General features: G+C 38.3%; 13 protein-coding genes and 1 pseudogene. 8 read left to right on the top strand and 6 right to left on the bottom strand.

What is annotated here, in order from left to right; genetic code table 11:
* Nucleotides 1–46: 46 nt before the first annotated feature.
* The 3 genes from tnpB to V757_RS26515 all read right to left on the bottom strand — a co-directional run bounded on the left by tnpB (nt 47) and on the right by V757_RS26515 (nt 1,632).
* Nucleotides 47–367, bottom strand: coding sequence for an IS66 family insertion sequence element accessory protein TnpB (gene tnpB, locus V757_RS0115210; protein WP_081710708.1), 321 nt, complete (start codon nt 365–367; stop codon nt 47–49).
* Between the two features lie 89 nt (nt 368–456).
* A complete protein-coding gene (locus V757_RS26510; RefSeq protein WP_023953178.1) occupies nt 457–927 on the bottom strand; it encodes a tRNA (cytidine(34)-2'-O)-methyltransferase in 471 nt (156 codons plus the stop codon).
* A gap of 6 nt (nt 928–933) precedes the next feature.
* A complete protein-coding gene (locus V757_RS26515; RefSeq protein WP_023953180.1) occupies nt 934–1,632 on the bottom strand; it encodes a ComF family protein in 699 nt (232 codons plus the stop codon).
* Between the two features lie 82 nt (nt 1,633–1,714).
* Between V757_RS26515 and V757_RS26520 the strand changes: the two genes are divergently transcribed.
* Nucleotides 1,715–2,638, top strand: coding sequence for a methyltransferase domain-containing protein (locus tag V757_RS26520; protein WP_023953182.1), 924 nt, complete (start codon nt 1,715–1,717; stop codon nt 2,636–2,638).
* 40 nt (nt 2,639–2,678) lie between these two features.
* Here V757_RS26520 and tssG read toward each other — a convergent pair whose 3' ends face one another.
* Nucleotides 2,679–3,704 (bottom strand): type VI secretion system baseplate subunit TssG, encoded by a 1,026-nt coding sequence (gene tssG / locus V757_RS26525; protein WP_023953184.1) that lies wholly within the window; start codon nt 3,702–3,704, stop codon nt 2,679–2,681.
* Between the two features lie 160 nt (nt 3,705–3,864).
* Here tssG and tssH point away from each other — a divergent pair.
* A pseudogene (gene tssH, locus V757_RS26530) lies at nt 3,865–6,487 on the top strand (type VI secretion system ATPase TssH).
* A 108-nt stretch (nt 6,488–6,595) separates the two neighbouring features.
* Here the strand turns inward: tssH and V757_RS26535 are convergent.
* Nucleotides 6,596–7,384 (bottom strand): FHA domain-containing protein, encoded by a 789-nt coding sequence (locus tag V757_RS26535; protein WP_023953186.1) that lies wholly within the window; start codon nt 7,382–7,384, stop codon nt 6,596–6,598.
* An 82-nt stretch (nt 7,385–7,466) separates the two neighbouring features.
* Nucleotides 7,467–7,871, bottom strand: coding sequence for a TssQ family T6SS-associated lipoprotein (locus V757_RS26540; protein WP_023953188.1), 405 nt, complete (start codon nt 7,869–7,871; stop codon nt 7,467–7,469).
* Between the two features lie 220 nt (nt 7,872–8,091).
* On the opposite strand from V757_RS26540, the gene tssJ reads away from it, so the two are divergent.
* From tssJ to V757_RS26570, 6 genes are read left to right on the top strand one after another with little or no spacing between them, the layout of a single operon-like run.
* Nucleotides 8,092–8,601: a type VI secretion system lipoprotein TssJ gene (gene tssJ / locus V757_RS26545; RefSeq protein WP_023953190.1), complete on the top strand. Its 510-nt coding sequence runs from the start codon at nt 8,092–8,094 to the stop codon at nt 8,599–8,601.
* A gap of 19 nt (nt 8,602–8,620) precedes the next feature.
* Nucleotides 8,621–9,955 carry a type VI secretion system baseplate subunit TssK gene (gene tssK / locus V757_RS26550; RefSeq protein WP_023953192.1) on the top strand — a complete coding sequence of 445 codons (1,335 nt, stop codon included), beginning with the start codon at nt 8,621–8,623 and terminating at the stop codon, nt 9,953–9,955.
* A 5-nt stretch (nt 9,956–9,960) separates the two neighbouring features.
* Entirely contained in the window at nt 9,961–11,223 is a 1,263-nt protein-coding gene (locus V757_RS26555) for a DotU family type VI secretion system protein (protein ID WP_031274888.1), read from the top strand.
* Nucleotides 11,224–11,253: 30 nt separating this feature from the next.
* Nucleotides 11,254–14,883, top strand: a complete 3,630-nt coding sequence (tssM, locus tag V757_RS26560; RefSeq protein WP_023953196.1) for a type VI secretion system membrane subunit TssM — start codon at nt 11,254–11,256, stop codon at nt 14,881–14,883.
* 3 nt (nt 14,884–14,886) lie between these two features.
* Nucleotides 14,887–15,597 (top strand): type VI secretion system-associated protein TagF, encoded by a 711-nt coding sequence (gene tagF / locus V757_RS26565; protein ID WP_023953198.1) that lies wholly within the window; start codon nt 14,887–14,889, stop codon nt 15,595–15,597.
* Nucleotides 15,598–15,606: 9 nt separating this feature from the next.
* A complete protein-coding gene (locus V757_RS26570; RefSeq protein ID WP_023953200.1) occupies nt 15,607–16,428 on the top strand; it encodes a serine/threonine-protein kinase in 822 nt (273 codons plus the stop codon).
* Nucleotides 16,429–16,461: the final 33 nt, after the last annotated feature.

Raw genomic sequence — 16,461 nt, forward strand, 5'->3', positions numbered from 1 at the left:
GCCAAGGCAGCCCAAGGCTAAGGCTGCCAGGTCGTTAGCCTGACCGTCATGTGCGGCCGGAATTCATCCGTGAGCCTGCACCCGTGAAAGCCGTACCTTCATGTAGTCGACGAACACATAGCCACGACCCCATCGCATCGTGCATGAGTAATTTAAGAAGCGTGTGCGTGCGATTCATAAACACATAGGCTTCGTGAGGTGCCACCTGACCAAAGCGCTGAATTGCCTTAGTGCGCAAGGTATCCATCCCTGCTCGTAAATCTGTCGCCTCACTCACCAGGATGATTTTATCTAGTGCCAGTAGGCTAGACGCTTGCTCTTGAATTCCCACTCGTTGGGCGGTCTCGATACGCATTAAAGACGGCATTGATTTCTCCTAACATACACAAAACCATAGTGTCGCGCAATTTAGCAGGAATGAATACATGTATTCACCGGACGCTTACGCTGATATGACTAAATCCCACCTTCAAAACCAGTTTGTCGCCATGCTTCATAAATAGTAACAGCAACAGCATTGGAAAGATTTAGACTACGAGAGTTTGCTTGCATGGGTAAACGAATAGCCGCCTCTAGACCAATAATCTCCCATTCTTCGGGTTTTAATCCGGCTGTTTCTCGTCCAAAAATAAAACAGTCTCCTGCTTGGAATGCTATTTCTCCGATACGTTTTTTCCCTTTTGTGGAAATAGCAAAAACACGGCTTTTAGGGGCACCAGTTGATTTAATCGCTTCTTGTAATGAGTCATGTACTTTTAAGGAGGCATATTCATGATAATCCAAACCAGCACGTCGCAAACGCTTGTCATCTAGAGAAAAAATAAATGGACGTACTAAATGGAGCTGTACGCCAGTATTAGCCGATAAGCGAATGATATTGCCTGTATTGGCAGGCATCTCAGGAGAAACTAAAATAATGTGAAACATAATAAATTAAGTAGTTATCGTTCTAGCAATGACTATTGCCTGTACATTTTGTGCTCCCGCTGCAAGTAAGGCACGCGAGGCACTTTCTAGGGTACTGCCTGTCGTTAAAATATCATCTATTAATATGACGTCAGTGTAATTAACACGACGAGAACAATAATATTGATCACGACTACTTACAAAGCGATCAAGGCGAGATAGCGTTTTTTGATCGGCATTGGCTTGTTGGCGACAGCGTAAAGTGCTTAAATCAAGTTGACATTGTAATTTCTTAGCCAGACTTTTAGCAAATAGACTAGCAGGATTATACGCTCTTTTTTTAAGAGAGTTTTTCTTACTAGGAATTGGTATTAGTACCGTGCGCTTATCAGGCAAGTGATTCTTTTTTATTAATTGTTCGAAGATTAACTGAGCAAAACAAGTGCTTAAATGGGTTTGTCCATTATTTTTAAAGCGTAATACTAGGCTATCTAAAGGGGGTGCATAATCAAATGCAGAATATACGGTCAGCGACAAATGGTAATAGTGGCAATTATCACACAAGCCTTTGTCATTGAGAGGTAGTTGACAATAGGAACAACGGGGAGAGTGATAGTGAATGCTTGCCAAAATATCTTCTTTACAAGCGTAACAAAACTGCCCTAGCGTAGCACTTTCTCGACAGAGAGGACAAACCCCTTTAACTAAATTATTGAAAATATTCACTATCTCAACCGTAGATGAAAGGATAAATTTACAATAGAGCCTAAGCGATAAGCTACAGATTATCAACCTTAGGAAGATAAAAATGTCCTTCTCCAATATGCCTACTAGTTCTATACAGTTTCTCCCTATTAATCCTAAGCACGTAGCACAGCAATTTAGTCGTCGCAAAAAATTAGAGGGGGCAAGATTTATATTGGATGAAATTGCAAACCGCATGCTAGAGCGATTGCAATATATTCGTTTAGAGCCGAATACATTAATTGATATGGGGTGTGGTCCTGGTTATCGGGTAAAGGCTTTGCAAGCACGTTATCCGAATGTACATTATATTGGTGTTGATAGTTGTCATGACTACATTGATGAGGCAAATAATAGTTTAGGTTCAAAAGGTTTTAATGCATTAATTAATAAAATTATTGCTAAAAAGCAACCAAGTTTTTTACTTAAAGATATGGCTGATACTGGTTTGGCACCAGAGTCTGCGGAATTAGTCTGGTCAAATTTGGCATTACATTGGCATCCTTGTCCAGAATATGTCATCAAGGAATGGCGTCGACTATTAACGGTGGGTGGACTATGTATGTTTTCTTGTTTTGGCCCTCATACATTGATAGAGCTTAGGGAAGCAATGATTCGAGCTAATCTTAAAACACAAATGATGAGTTTTGTCGATATGCATGATTTTGGGGACATCATGCTAGAGAATGGTTTTTTAGATCCCGTGATGGATCAAGAAATGATTACCTTGACCTATAAAACACCTGAAAAATTATTGGCTGATGTGTATAGCTTGGGTGGTAATCCAAGTGTACAAAGAAGTAATGGACTTAAGGGGCGAGGTTGGTATGAGAAACTATTAAATAGTCTTGAACAAGGGCGTAAAGCTGACGGTATGTTGCACCTTACATTAGAAGTAGCGTATGGTCATGCCTGGAAAAGTGGCACCATAAAAGGGAATATACCTGGAGAAACAAGAGTCTCTATCCATAGTATCGGACGTATATAAACGTATATTGGGAAATATGAACTTCCAATCGTATTTAGTTTTATATTGCCGGTGTTAGGCGAGATTCGTAGTCAATAATTAATTCTTTAAAGTCGTCAATTGCTGTTTTTCGAGTCCCTAAGAAACTTGAGAAACCAAGAGCACTTTGATCGCCTAATTGAATACCTTTGATTTCTTCATTCTTCAGAATTAAGCATACATCCCATGCAAACTCAAATCCTATATATAGACGAACCCAATCAATCAGTTGCTGACTGTTTTCGTGGTTAGGTAGAAAGCTATTAAATTTTTGCTGAGAGAGCGGGCCAAGCAATAATCTAAACTTATGCTGAACATCTTTGATTTGGCTTCCAATGACAGCAAAAGAGCCTAAACTACAGTCACCATTAAGACGAAATTGTTGATGTTCAGGAATCTTAATCCATTGTGGAATATATTCTTGTAAACGTACAGGGATATTAAAGTAACGGCGTAGTATTTGAATCAGTCCTTCAGGGTTTCTCGTTTGTCGAGTTAAATGCCCAGAGAAGTAAAACTTAGTATAGTCATCAATACTATCCCTATTACGACTAGAATTAAACCCCAATCCGATAAGACTGGCGATGTGACGAGAAAAAGATTCGTCTTTTAACTCTATGTTAATAGTGCTTTGTGCATTTGCCCAAGCTCTATAAAAAAGAGAGATTAAGCGATGATGAAAAATATCCGCAAAGGCAGAGAGGGTTGCATCTTTGTGGTGAAAAATTCGCTCTCGTACATATTCCGTGATATGAAGGGGTAATGGACCGTTAGGTCCAAATAGACCGAAGCCAAGTAAAGAAATATTAATCGTATTACTGCCGTCCTTACGACTTACATTGGTAAGGTTAGAGGGAGCAAACGACATGGAGGGTTCTTGGCGTAAACGAACAGGCTCATGACTAGGTTGGCTGTTACGACCAACAGGTTTTCTCAATTGATAATAAGCATCAATTGACCGCATGACATGATAGAAGTTGTAATTGTATGGAAAAGATTGTAAGTCTTCCCAAAATTTTTCAGGTAACTCTTTTTTTATCGTCGTCATCTTAAACCTCAATAAGAAAGCTATCTTAACAGATGAAAAAGACAATAATATTTCATATTCGTAACAAAATTAGTAATAAGACAAGTTTAATAATTGTCATAAAATAATAAACTTCTGTTGGTATATTTCTCAAATTATCCATTTCTTTTTGTTTATTGTTATGTCAGAAATTAATCGTACTGAATTATTTGGGAAGCTTAATCCTTTGCTCTATAAATCATTAGAAGGGGCTACATCATTTTGTAAATTGCGCGGTAATCCTTATGTTGAATTAGTACACTGGTTTCATCAAATTATGCATGAACATAATAGTGACTGGCAAAAAATCATGCAGTTTTTTGAGGTTAGAGTTAACTTGATAGAGGAAGGCATTGTTACTGCTTTGGGTGAGCTACCAACTGGAGCGAGTTCAGTATCTGATTTGTCAGAGCATATCGATAGTGCTACTGAAAGAGCTTGGGTATATGGTTCGCTAAAGTATGGCGATGCTAGAATTCGCAGTGCTTATTTATTATTAGGTATTCTAAAAACTAATTCATTACGCAACGTTTTATATAGCATCAGTGCTGAAGTTTAAAAAAATCATTCCAGACGTTCTTGCGGATAAGTTATTAAGCATTGTCAAAGGATCGGCTGAAGAAAAAGATAGCGTTGGCTTATCTGAGCAAAAAGTTGCCCCAGGCGCTAAAGAACAAACGGCATTAAAACAATATGCGGTAGATATGACGGAGAAGGCAAGAAATCACGAGATTGACCCTGTGTCTGGTCGTGATGAGGAAATCCGTCAAATGATTGATATTTTGATGCGTCGTCGTCAAAATAATCCTCTTTTAACTGGTGAAGCAGGTGTTGGTAAAACAGCAGTTGTAGAGGGCTTAGCCTTGCGCCTAGCACAAGGTGATGTGCCAGAAAGTTTACGAGATGTTTCTCTGTACTTACTTGATATCGGCTTATTACAAGCAGGAGCAAGTATGAAAGGGGAGTTTGAAGCACGATTGCGTCAAGTCATTGATGAGGTGCAATCAAGTGAAAAACCAATAGTGTTGTTTATTGATGAAATTCATACACTCATTGGCGCAGGTGGTAATGCAGGCACGAGTGATGCGGCTAATCTATTAAAACCTGTATTGGCACGAGGTCAATTACGTACTATTGGTGCAACAACATGGGCGGAATATAAAAAATATATTGAAAAAGATCCTGCCTTAACGCGTCGCTTCCAAGTGGTACAAGTACACGAGCCAGATGAACAAAAGGCAATCATTATGTTGCGAGGTATCAGTGCTTATTTAGAAAAGCATCATAAGGTGTTATTACTAGATGAAGCTATTGATGCGGCTGTTCGTTTATCGCATCGTTATATTCCTGCGCGTCAATTACCGGATAAGGCAGTCGCTTTATTAGATACAGCGTGTGCACGGGTTGCGGTGAGTCAGTATGCCAAACCAGCGGAATTAGAAGATACAGAGCGCAGAATTGAGCATTTAGAAACGGAAAAGCAAATTACTGAACGAGAGCTTCGTTTAGGCATGGATAGATCGGCTAGGCTTGTTGAGATAGAGGCTGAACTTAAAGCCTTGAGAGAGGACTTAGTGGTCTATCAAGAGAAATGGGAAAAAGAAAAAGAATTAACGGAAAAAGTGTTTGAATTAAGAGCGATTCTTCAAGATGAGAATTTAGAAGATCAGCAAGAAAAAGAACAAGCAAGACAAGAATTACAACAGGTACAGCAAGAGTTATTGGTGCTACAAGGAGATCAACCATTGATTTTCCCGTCTGTTGATGCCAATGCTATTGCCTCTGTTGTGGCTGATTGGACGGGTATTCCTGTTGGACGTATGGTGAAAGATGAGGCAAATTCGGTATTACAGCTTGCTGATACACTAGAAAAGCGTGTTATTGGACAACGTCATGGTTTAGATACTATTGTACGCAGAATTCAAACATCTAGGGCTAAATTAACAGATCCTAATAAACCTGTAGGCGTATTCATGCTTTGTGGTCCGAGTGGTGTGGGTAAGACTGAAACGGCATTAGCATTAGCGGAATCACTTTATGGGGGTGAACAAAATTTAATCACTATCAATATGAGTGAGTTCCAAGAGGCTCATACTGTTTCCACACTAAAAGGTGCCCCACCAGGATATGTTGGTTATGGTGAGGGGGGTGTATTAACTGAGGCTGTACGTCGTCGTCCCTATAGTGTGGTGCTATTAGATGAGGTAGAAAAAGCACATCCAGATGTACATGAGATATTTTTCCAAGTCTTTGATAAAGGCTGGATGGAAGATGGAGAAGGTCGTTATATTGATTTTAAAAACACAGTTATTATATTGACCTCTAATGTTGGAACTGATCGCATTATGGATGTTTGTAAGGATCCTGACCTGATGCCAGATGCTGAAGGATTAACAGCCGTTCTTAGGGAACCATTATTAAAAACATTCCCTGCTGCCTTACTTGGTAGACTAGTGGTAGTGCCGTATTTCCCATTGTCTGATGAAATGCTAGGAAATATTGTTAAGTTGCAATTATCACGCATTGAAAAACGCTTACTTCAAAACCATGGTATTCAGTTTACTGTTTCACCAGAGGCTGTCCAATTGATTGTGAATCGTTGTACTGAGGTGGAGTCTGGTGGGCGCATGGTGGATGCGATTTTAACAAATACTGTCTTGCCAAATGTAAGCCATCGCATTTTAGAAAGCACTATGAATGGTGAACAGATTACGTCTTTGACACTAGATGCTAAAGACGGCGAGTTTGTATATCACTACGCATAAAAGCTTTAAATATAAAGAAGGGCAGTTTACCCAAATTATTACTAAAGAATAGTGGCCGTGATTTAAAGCCTAATCAGTTTATTACTGATTAGGCTTTATTAGTAATGATTAGTGCTTTTGATTAATCTCATCTAATAGGCGATCTAATTCTGTCAAATTGACTCTTGAGTCATCAATATTAAGTGTCGATGGTTTTGGATTACTGAAAATATTTTTATTTAGATGCTCATTTCCATCAGATGCGATGATTTTTAAAGGGTCATTTTCTTGTTCAATGCTAATTCTCGTATCTAAATTGCTTAGCGGGTCATGAAAATTTTTATCTAGTTTTGAATTAAATTCAAAGGGATGTAAATTAGCATGTGAAGCACCTATTGGAACAGCATCAACACCCAGTAGTTCAGCAAAGATATCTTTTGTGTAATTAATCGGCTGCTGAGTTGTAGGTGCAGTACTGTTTAACCCCAATATATCTTCCTCAATGGCTTGAGTAGGTGTTGTTTTTTCAGGGATAAATCCAGTATTTTTAGGCGATATGGCTGTATAGTGCCCCGTCATGGCTGGTTGATTTGGCATGGGCATTACTGTTGGTGCTGAGGGTAATTTTGATACTGTACAGGTATAATCGCCAATTCTAATGTTATCGCCAGCATGTACTACTATCTCTTTGCCGAGAGGGAGAGATGTTTGATTGACTTGGATTTCCAGAGAGCCCATATTCTTTAAAATTAAAGTTTCTCTATTTTGTACTCTGATAATGGCTTGCATCAAACTAATTTGTTTTGACTCATCCGTCAAAACAATATGATTAGTACTTGCTCTGCCCAAAGTAACTCCAGGAGGAGTTACTTGATGAACAGAAACACTATGGCTTTTATCTGTAATAGATAATTGCATAATAATTAAAATTTAAAATAATTAGTGACTAAATGTTTATTTTCTTTTAGCGCGTTTTTTTGATTTTGCTTTAGTTGATTTTCTAGTTAACATGCGTTTTTCTTTTCGCAAAAACTTTGCCCCACATAGGATGGTTTTTTTCAGAGTCCGCTAATTCAAACGTTGGATCGGCTTTAAGAATTTTTTTGAAAGAAGAGGCGCAATCTTTGGTCTTTTCTAATAAACACTCACTGAAAGCCTTGTATTTAAGCGCTTCGGAGCGGAATGCAAGTGTCCCTGTTGAGACTTCAGGTGTGTTATTTACTTTATCAATGACGTTGTCATAATTGGCTGCTGTAAAGTTTGAATTGATATCTTTTAAGATAATTTGTTCAGCTGGACTGAATGGAGAATTAGGATCGATATCCGCCATTTGCTTGCTTGCACACCCTACTAATAGCAGAGATGACATTAAAACACCAATTAGAAGTGAACGATTTTGTCTCATTTTTAACTCCAAAGTAATATTTTCGTAACGATACTATAACAATTATTGTGAATAATAAGAAAGGGATTGTTTTTAGTTATTAATTTAAGCGCATCATATATGGCGTCGCAAATTAAAAACATAACCTATTCAATTATAGATGGTTATATTTACCATTTTTTGACGGTAGAAATCATAACTTTTTTTGTTCGATATACACAACAGTTTTTGAAAAGAGAATATGAAAATTTGGATTAGATATATTGCTTTATGTATGAGTACTTTTTTATTGGTTGCTTGTGCATCAACTGAGAGTAAATTGGCTGTTCCGTATGTATTGGAGCTTAAAGCCACGAATAATGTCAATGCGGGTCAAACAGGGAAAGCACACCCTATCAAAGTGATTGTTTATGAATTAAACAGTTCTAACGCTTTTAATCAAAGCGATTATTTCTCTTTACAGAAAGATGCAAGACAAGCATTGGGTGATCAAATGTTGGGAGTAAGCAGTGTTGTGCTATCACCGGGAGAGACAAAAGAGTTTAAGTCAGAAGGAAATTTACAAGCCAAAATGCTAGGCATTATTGCTGGTTATCGAGATATCCATAATGCAAAATGGCGATTATTGATTGATTTACCAGAAGCGGAAACAACAAATTTTTATAAGTTCTGGCAGTTTTCACCAGATGAAGTCAGGATTCAGCTTGAGGTGGGTGAACAAGGCTTAAGCGTAGTGCCGACAAAAAAATAAAGGAAATATTAAAGAATGAATGAAAATAAAAAAAATATTGTGGACTGAGGGGATGTTTTTACGCCCTCAACATTTTCAACAACAAGAAAGTCTTCTTAGCAACCAACAGTTTCTTATGTTGCAGACCTTGGGTCATTACTATTGGGGATTTTCAGAATTAGAGATAGATACACATTTATTAAAACAAAATAAATTTAATATTATTAAGGCAACGGGCGTTTTTCCTGACGGTACTGTGTTTGAGCTAAAGGATACAGATTTAGCAAGTTATCCCTTAGAGAATTTGAAAAATAATCAAATGCTCTACTTAGCTATTCCCTCTAAAAAGGCATCACTTCAAGAAGTGGATTATGAGGAAAAAGATAATTCATTGGCAAGGTATCGTGTTGTTGAACAAGAGGTGGTAGATGTTACTAATGTGGCATTAAACGAAGTAACTATTCAGTTTGCGAAACCTGTTTATCGCCTATTGACTCAACAGGAAATTGACTCAAACTGGGAAATCTTGCCTATCGCTGATTTCCAAGGCAGGGCAAATGATAATTCTGTATTAATGAATTTCTCATATATTCAGCCAACATTAAATTGTCACCTTGTGAAGAATACATTAAAAAACCATTTGCAAGATGTTATTTCATTATTAAGTTATCGTTCTGAGAAATTATCAGAGCGAATCACCCCTAAAAATAGAACGAGTTCAAGCACCTATGTGGAAACGATTATTTTGGGGATTATTAATCGCAATCTTATCCTGTTTAAGCATTTAAACACATTAAAGTATTTGCACCCAGAAATATTTTTCCGTCATCTAGTGATGCTAGTGGCTGAAATGGCAATGTTCCATCCAGAGAGTATTTCGTTAGATGATATTCCTGTCTATGTACATGATGATTTAAAGCCAAGTTTAGAAAGCTTGATGTCACAACTGAATAATGCACTGAATATTGTCTTTGAAGATGCTTATATCGTCATTCCGCTTGATGACAAAGGGCACGGTTTACGCACAGGTAATGTTAAAGACAAGGGCTTATTTAAGACATCTGACTTTATCTTGGCTGTTAAGGCGGATATGCCTGATGACATATTACGCAAAACATTCCCAACGCAAGTCAAACTGGGCTCAACAGAGAAGATGAAAGAATTGGTGCATTTGCAATTACCAGGTATTCATTTACGTCAAATCGATCAGGTACCTTCTGCTCTACCTTATCATGCGGGCTATACCTATTTTAGCCTTGAGAAGAAAGGGGATATGTGGCAACAATTTGAGAGAAGTGCCGCATTAGCACTGCATTTAGCAGGGGATTTCCCTGGTCTGGATATGAGATTTTGGGCTGTAAAAACTAATAGGTGATTGTAATGTCCTCTTCGGATTATATGGACTCCAAGATGGGAGTTTGGAATCAGGTAGCCATGCCTGATTCTGCGCAACAAGTAGAGTTGCGACCAGATGATTATGTGATAAGTGGCTCTAATCCTTTAGTAGCAGCAGCTAACTCTCTGCTAACTTTATTGCCACAAATACGTCATTCTAAAGAGCATGAAAATATTGATTTATTACGTGATCGTTTGATTGATGAGATTCGTCAATTTGAGTTACGTGCACAAGCCATGGGCATTAATAATGAAACGATTCTTGGGGCTCGTTATTGTCTATGTACAGCCTTAGATGAGGCATGTGCCTTAACGCCATGGGGTATGAATGGGCAATGGTCAGGAAAAAGTTTATTGGTTACTTTTCATAATGAAACATGGGGTGGTGAAAAGTTTTTCCAATTATTAGCCAAATTATCACAAAATGCGCCAGCTCATCTTAATTTTCTAGAGCTCATGTATTACTGCTTAATGCTTGGGTTTGAGGGTAGATATCGTGTCATTGATAATGGGCGTTCGCAACTTGAAACACTGAAACAACGTTTACTATTGCTGCTGAATAACACCCGAGGGAAATACCCACAGAAATTATCGCTGAATTGGCAAGCGGAAGAAATTGTCAACCAGTTAAAACGGTTACCGATATCTTTATGGGTAGTTGCTTTAGCGGCTCTCATGGCAGGTATTCTTTTATATTGGGGATTCTCTTGGTCATTAGGTGATAAGTCTGATGCATTGTTTAGAGATATTGTAAAAATTCAGCCTCCTCAATTGGTTGAGAAAAAAGCAATCGTTTCTCAAGCACCAGTCCCAGATCGTTTAGCTAATTTTTTAGCATCAGAAATTCGTGAAGATCTCCTTGTTGTGCGAGATGAGGCTGACCGTAGTGTGGTGATTTTACGTGGCGATGGTTTGTTTGAATCTGGATCTAATCAAATTCGTCAGCAATATCTCCCTGTTCTATCTAGGGTAGCAGATGCTTTAAATGGTGTAGAAGGCAATATTTTAGTCTCAGGTTATAGTGATAACGTTCCTATCAAAACATTGCGTTTCCCATCAAACTGGGAATTATCTCAAGCACGAGCAGATGCGGTTAAGCAATTACTTGAAGTCAGACTTAACAACAAAAATCGTGTGAGGGCAGAGGGTAAGGGTGAGGCTAATCCTGTTGCTCCAAATGATACAGCAGAGAATCGTGCGAAAAATAGACGAGTGGAAATTACTCTTCTTGTGTCACCAGTTAAATAGGCGAATAAGTTAACGTAAAAGAGCAAATACATGAATTTTTTTGTCAATTTTATCAATAGAATTTTTAGTTTCTTATTTAGTCGAAGTTTGTGGACATTTGTGGGTCTTCTCATTTTGGCTTGGTTGATTTGGTTTATCGGTCCGTCAATAGCAGTGGGTCAATGGTATCCACTTGAGGATGAATTAATTCGTATCTATGTTATCAGTGCCATTTTTGGTATATGGTTGATACGATTTATTTGGCGTAAATGGCGTGAGGCGAGACTTAATTCACAGCTCTTAGGTCAATTGCATAAATCTAAAAACAGTAAAAAAATAGAAGAACTTCCAGAAGAAGAAAGAGCAGAAATAAAGTTACTGTCAGAACGATTCGATGAGGCTATCCAACTACTCAAACAATCTAAATTTGAAGGTAAAGAGCGTAGCTTATTTGGTGGCGACTTTTCAAAACAATATTTATATCAATTACCTTGGTATGTGTTTATTGGCGCACCGGGTTCAGGTAAAACGACAGCATTAATTAACTCAGGATTAACGTTTCCACTTGCTGAAAAATTTGGTAAGGTGGCTTTAAAGGGCGTTGGTGGTACTAAAAACTGTGATTGGTGGTTTACAGATGAAGCGGTGTTATTAGATACAGCAGGACGGTATACCACACATGAAAGTGATCCTACAGGTGATGAACAAGAGTGGAAGGGATTCTTAGATTTATTAACGAAATATCGGACACGCCAACCAATTAATGGCGTGATTTTGACTGTTAGTGTGTCTGATTTATTAGGGTCTAATGCGACAGATAGAGCACAACATGCGTTGGTATTAAAAAGACGCTTGCAAGAGTTAAGAGATGAGCTCGGAATTCATTTTCCTGTTTATGTCATGGTTACCAAGGTTGACCTATTACATGGATTTGAAGCTTATTTCCATGATTTAAGTTTGGAAGAGCAGGCTCAAGTATGGGGCTTTACGTTACCGTATGAACAATCCCAAGAGGCTGGTTTTAAATTCTTACCAGCATTTGATAAAGAGTTTACTTTATTGCAAGAGCGTTTATTTGATGCCTTGCCTGATGTGTTAATTCGAAATCAATCAGATGAGCAACGTGCTTCTGCTTATATATTGCCACAACAATTTGCGAATTTACGCATGGTATTGGGAATGTTTTTGGCAGATGTATTCTCTGTCAGTAAATTTGAATCCAAGATTATTCCACGAGGTGTTTATTTTACGAGTGGTACACAAGGCGGTTTGAGTTTCGATAAAGTAACATCGCAATTAAAACAATATTTACGCATTGATGGTATTTCTTCACAAGATAAACTGCACCCAAGTAGTCAAGGTAAAAGTTATTTCTTAAAGAGTCTTTTACAAGAAATTGTATTTAGAGAGTCTGGTTTAGCTGGGCTAAATCTTAAATGGGAAAAACGTTATCGCAAAATACAATGGCTAGGCTATTGTGGTGTAGGGGGAGCATTGCTTCTAGCGTTGATTGCTTGGGGATTAAGCTATAGCAATAATAGCCAGTATATTGACTATGTGAATGACAAAATACCTGCCGTAGTCAAAGTTGGCGATGATATAAAAGCTAACCAAGATTCAGATGTATTAGCGTTATTACCTTTTCTAAATAAAGTTTCAACCCTGCCCGATGGAGAGAATTTTGTTGTCGATGATGAGCCGATGACGTATCAATTTGGTTTATACCAAGGGAATAAACTGTATTCAGCCGCTAAGAGTGTTTATGACGAAACTATCAAATATGTTTTGGTTCCTGGTTTAGCAAGAAGAGTTGAAACCTCATTAAGGCAAGTTAGTCCAGCTGATTTAGAGACCTCGTATGAGGCATTAAGGGCGTATCTAATGATGTATGATTCATCGCATTTTGATCGTTCTTACATGAAGACATGGTTAATGGTTGATTTAAGTAAGACATTGCCACCTGACTTTACAACGGAGCAGTATCAGTCATTAGAAAAACATATTGATTACTTATTAGATCAAGGTATTTTTGTATCTCCCTTTCCTAAGGATGAAAAGCTCATTCAACAAGTTAGAGACAATTTAGATGCTCATGATATTTCCGTACGAGCTTATAGTCGAATTAAACGTATTCTTTCTAGTGCAAAGAGTTCTGATGTGACTGTGGTGACGCTAGGAGGTGTACAAGCACCTACGGTTTTTACCCGGAAAAGTGGAAAACCTCTGAATGAGGGGGTGAATGCACTATATTCTTTTAATGGCTATTGGAATGTTTTTAATAAACGTATTGAAGAGGAGACTATCCGTTTACGCAAAGACGATACGTGGGTATTGAACATTGATAACAAACAGTTTGCTGACGGTAGTGATAAAAAACTAGTAGGTGATGTTCGTAAATTATATTTTAATGATTACATTAAAGAGTGGGATAAGTATTTAGACGATATTGTTCTGATTAAGCCGGATTCATTAGTGCGTAGTATCGAAGTGGTGCGTAGCCTATCTTCCACTAATTCACCGTTGACTAAATTTATTAAAGGTGTGGCTAATGAAACCACTCTTTTAAGAAATGATACGAATAATGAGAAATCAATTATTGATAGGGCGAAAGATAGTGCTACAGGTCTTTCATCATCATTGACGAGTATTGTTGGACCAGTGCAAACAGCGAATTTAGTGAGAAAGGATGCAGAGCCTGAAAAACTAGAAGAAATGGTGGATAACCATTTTATTGAATACCATGAGTTAGCAACGAGTAGTGGTCAGGGTGTTCCGCCACCGATTGATGGGACGATTTCCTTACTCGGTGAATTTTATACATATCTAACAGCAGCTGATACGTCTTTAAGAACCAAAACAACATTACCCCCGGGTGAGGTAGTGTCAAAAATGCAAGCAGAGGCAGGACGTTTACCTCCTGTGATAGGGGGAATGCTTGATACGCTATCGTCAGCGGCTACAAAGAAAATTAGTGCAGAACAGCAGGAAAATGTCGGTGCTAATGTGAATGCGGTGCTTGGGACTTTTTGTCGTAGAGCCATAGCAGGACGCTATCCCTTTGCTAATTCTGGTAGAGATATTGCGCCTAATGATTTCGCTAGATTTTTTGCGCCTGGGCAAATGATGGATACTTTTTTTCAACAAAATTTAATGGATATGGTTGATATGTCTACTCGGCCATGGCGTTTTAAACCAAGTATTGATGGAAATCTTGGAGGAATGGCACAATTCTTAACCTCATTTGAAAAAGCAAGTGTGATTAGGGACGTTTATTTTGCGGCAGGTAGAAATGAGCCATCATTTAAGGTGGCTATCAAACCTATCGAGATGGATGCCAGTATTACTCAATTTATTTTAAATGTGGATGGTCAAGTATTGACATATGAGCATGGACCACAGGTTGGGATTACAGTGGAGTGGCCAGGAAAACAAGGTAGCAATCAAGTGTCCATGAATGTGAGTCCGCAAGTAGGTACATCTGGACTCAGTACCTCAGGTCCTTGGGCGCTTAATCGGTTGCTAGATCGTGCCAGATTACGTCCAGGAAAATCGCCAGAAGTCGTGTATGCAACATTCAATCTCGGCGGGAGGGCGGTAACACTAGAATTCACTTCTTATTCAGCAAAAAGTCCTTTCCGTCTTGCTGAAATGCGAGGGTTTACTTGCCCGGGGAAAAATTAATCTATGACATTATCTATTGATCAGTTGATTTCAAAATTAGGGTGGTATGGAAAGTTACCAGCGGGTGGAGACTTCTTTCAAAGACGTTTACCTATTGATGTGGTGGAGTGGTGGCATCGATGGTTAGAGCAAGGCTTGATTGTAATCAAAAGTGATGAGAAAAATGTGAGGAATTTCTTACATGCACCTATCTGGAATTTTATTATTCCTGCAAATTTTGGAAGTCGTACTGTTCAATTAGGTTGTATCGCACCGAGTAGAGATAGAGTGGGGCGACTATATCCTTTGTTGTGTACATTGTCTATTCCACCAGAAGCCTATCACGAAGAGATTTTACTTGGATCAGTGAGATTTTATACAAATTTGGGAAGTGCTTTAAAAAGTGCTGTCTCACATGGCTGCAATCCAGAACAGTTTGAGCGTCTGGTGAGTGCTGCTCATTTAAGTATGACGGGTATGTTACCTCGTGCAACATCAGAAAAACCAATGGACAATGCAGGTGATATTTTGTCTATTCTTAATGAGGGACATGAAAAACCACCGATAGAAAATTTAAATCATCCGGAGCTGACATGGCGAGATTTAAACGCTGTTTTTCGTCCAGAAGGATCAAATAGTTTTTGGTGGACAAGTCAAGCGACCGGCGCAGCGTACAAGTCATTTGTACATGGTGGAATGCCCAATATGAGTTTATTTAATACATTATTTAGTTAGGTGATATTTATGTCAATTAATACACAATTTGAAGAGATTTTGAAAACGGTGAATCCTCTTTGGCAACCATTGAAAGAGGCTGATATCTGGAAAAATCCTGTAAATATTGAAAATATCCAAGACTTAGTAAGTGATATTAGTGGCGAGCTAGTTGCCTTATATCAACAGCATAAAATCTATGGGGTTTGGTCTTTAGACACTGTTTTCGTAGATAAACTAGGACGCTACCATCTTATTCCAAATTTTGGTATTAGTGATGTTAAAACACCCAATCAAACAGCTATATATCCTGACTACGCTGCGTTTGAATTAATGACGGATGATGCAGCTTGGCAAATAAATCAACAAACTGATGTCTACGGCTTAGGGATGTTAATTAGGACGTTGATTCTAAAAACACCACCACAAAGTGCAATTGATCGTCTTTTGCAAGATCAACCACGATTAAGTCAGTTTAAAGAAGTTGGGATTAATCGCCAGACTTTACGTGTAATTGATATGGCTACGGGGATTGAGCAAGCCAATAGACTAGATACGTTTGCTGAGTTTGCTGATCTCTTAGGGGTGGAAGTAGAAGAAACTGTTAAGGTTAAGTCTACAAATGTTGCAGCGGTTAGTGGTGCTACGATCGCTACTGGAGCAGCCATAGCTGGAGCTACTATAGCTACTGGTACGAATACGTCTGAAAATACAGAAAACTCTATTGCAGATACAGCAGGAATAGAAAATAGTTTGCCTAAAGTTGATGTTTCTGAGCCAACTGTATCAGAAAAAGATTTTTATCATGGTATTGAAACTAAGCAGCTCAATGATGACAAGAAGATCTGTTAAGAATAGTGTAAATGAAACATCGTGTTAGAGGAT

The sequence above is a fragment of the Pelistega indica genome (genome assembly GCF_000506865.1).
Lineage (GTDB): Bacteria > Pseudomonadota > Gammaproteobacteria > Burkholderiales > Burkholderiaceae_B > Taylorella > Taylorella indica.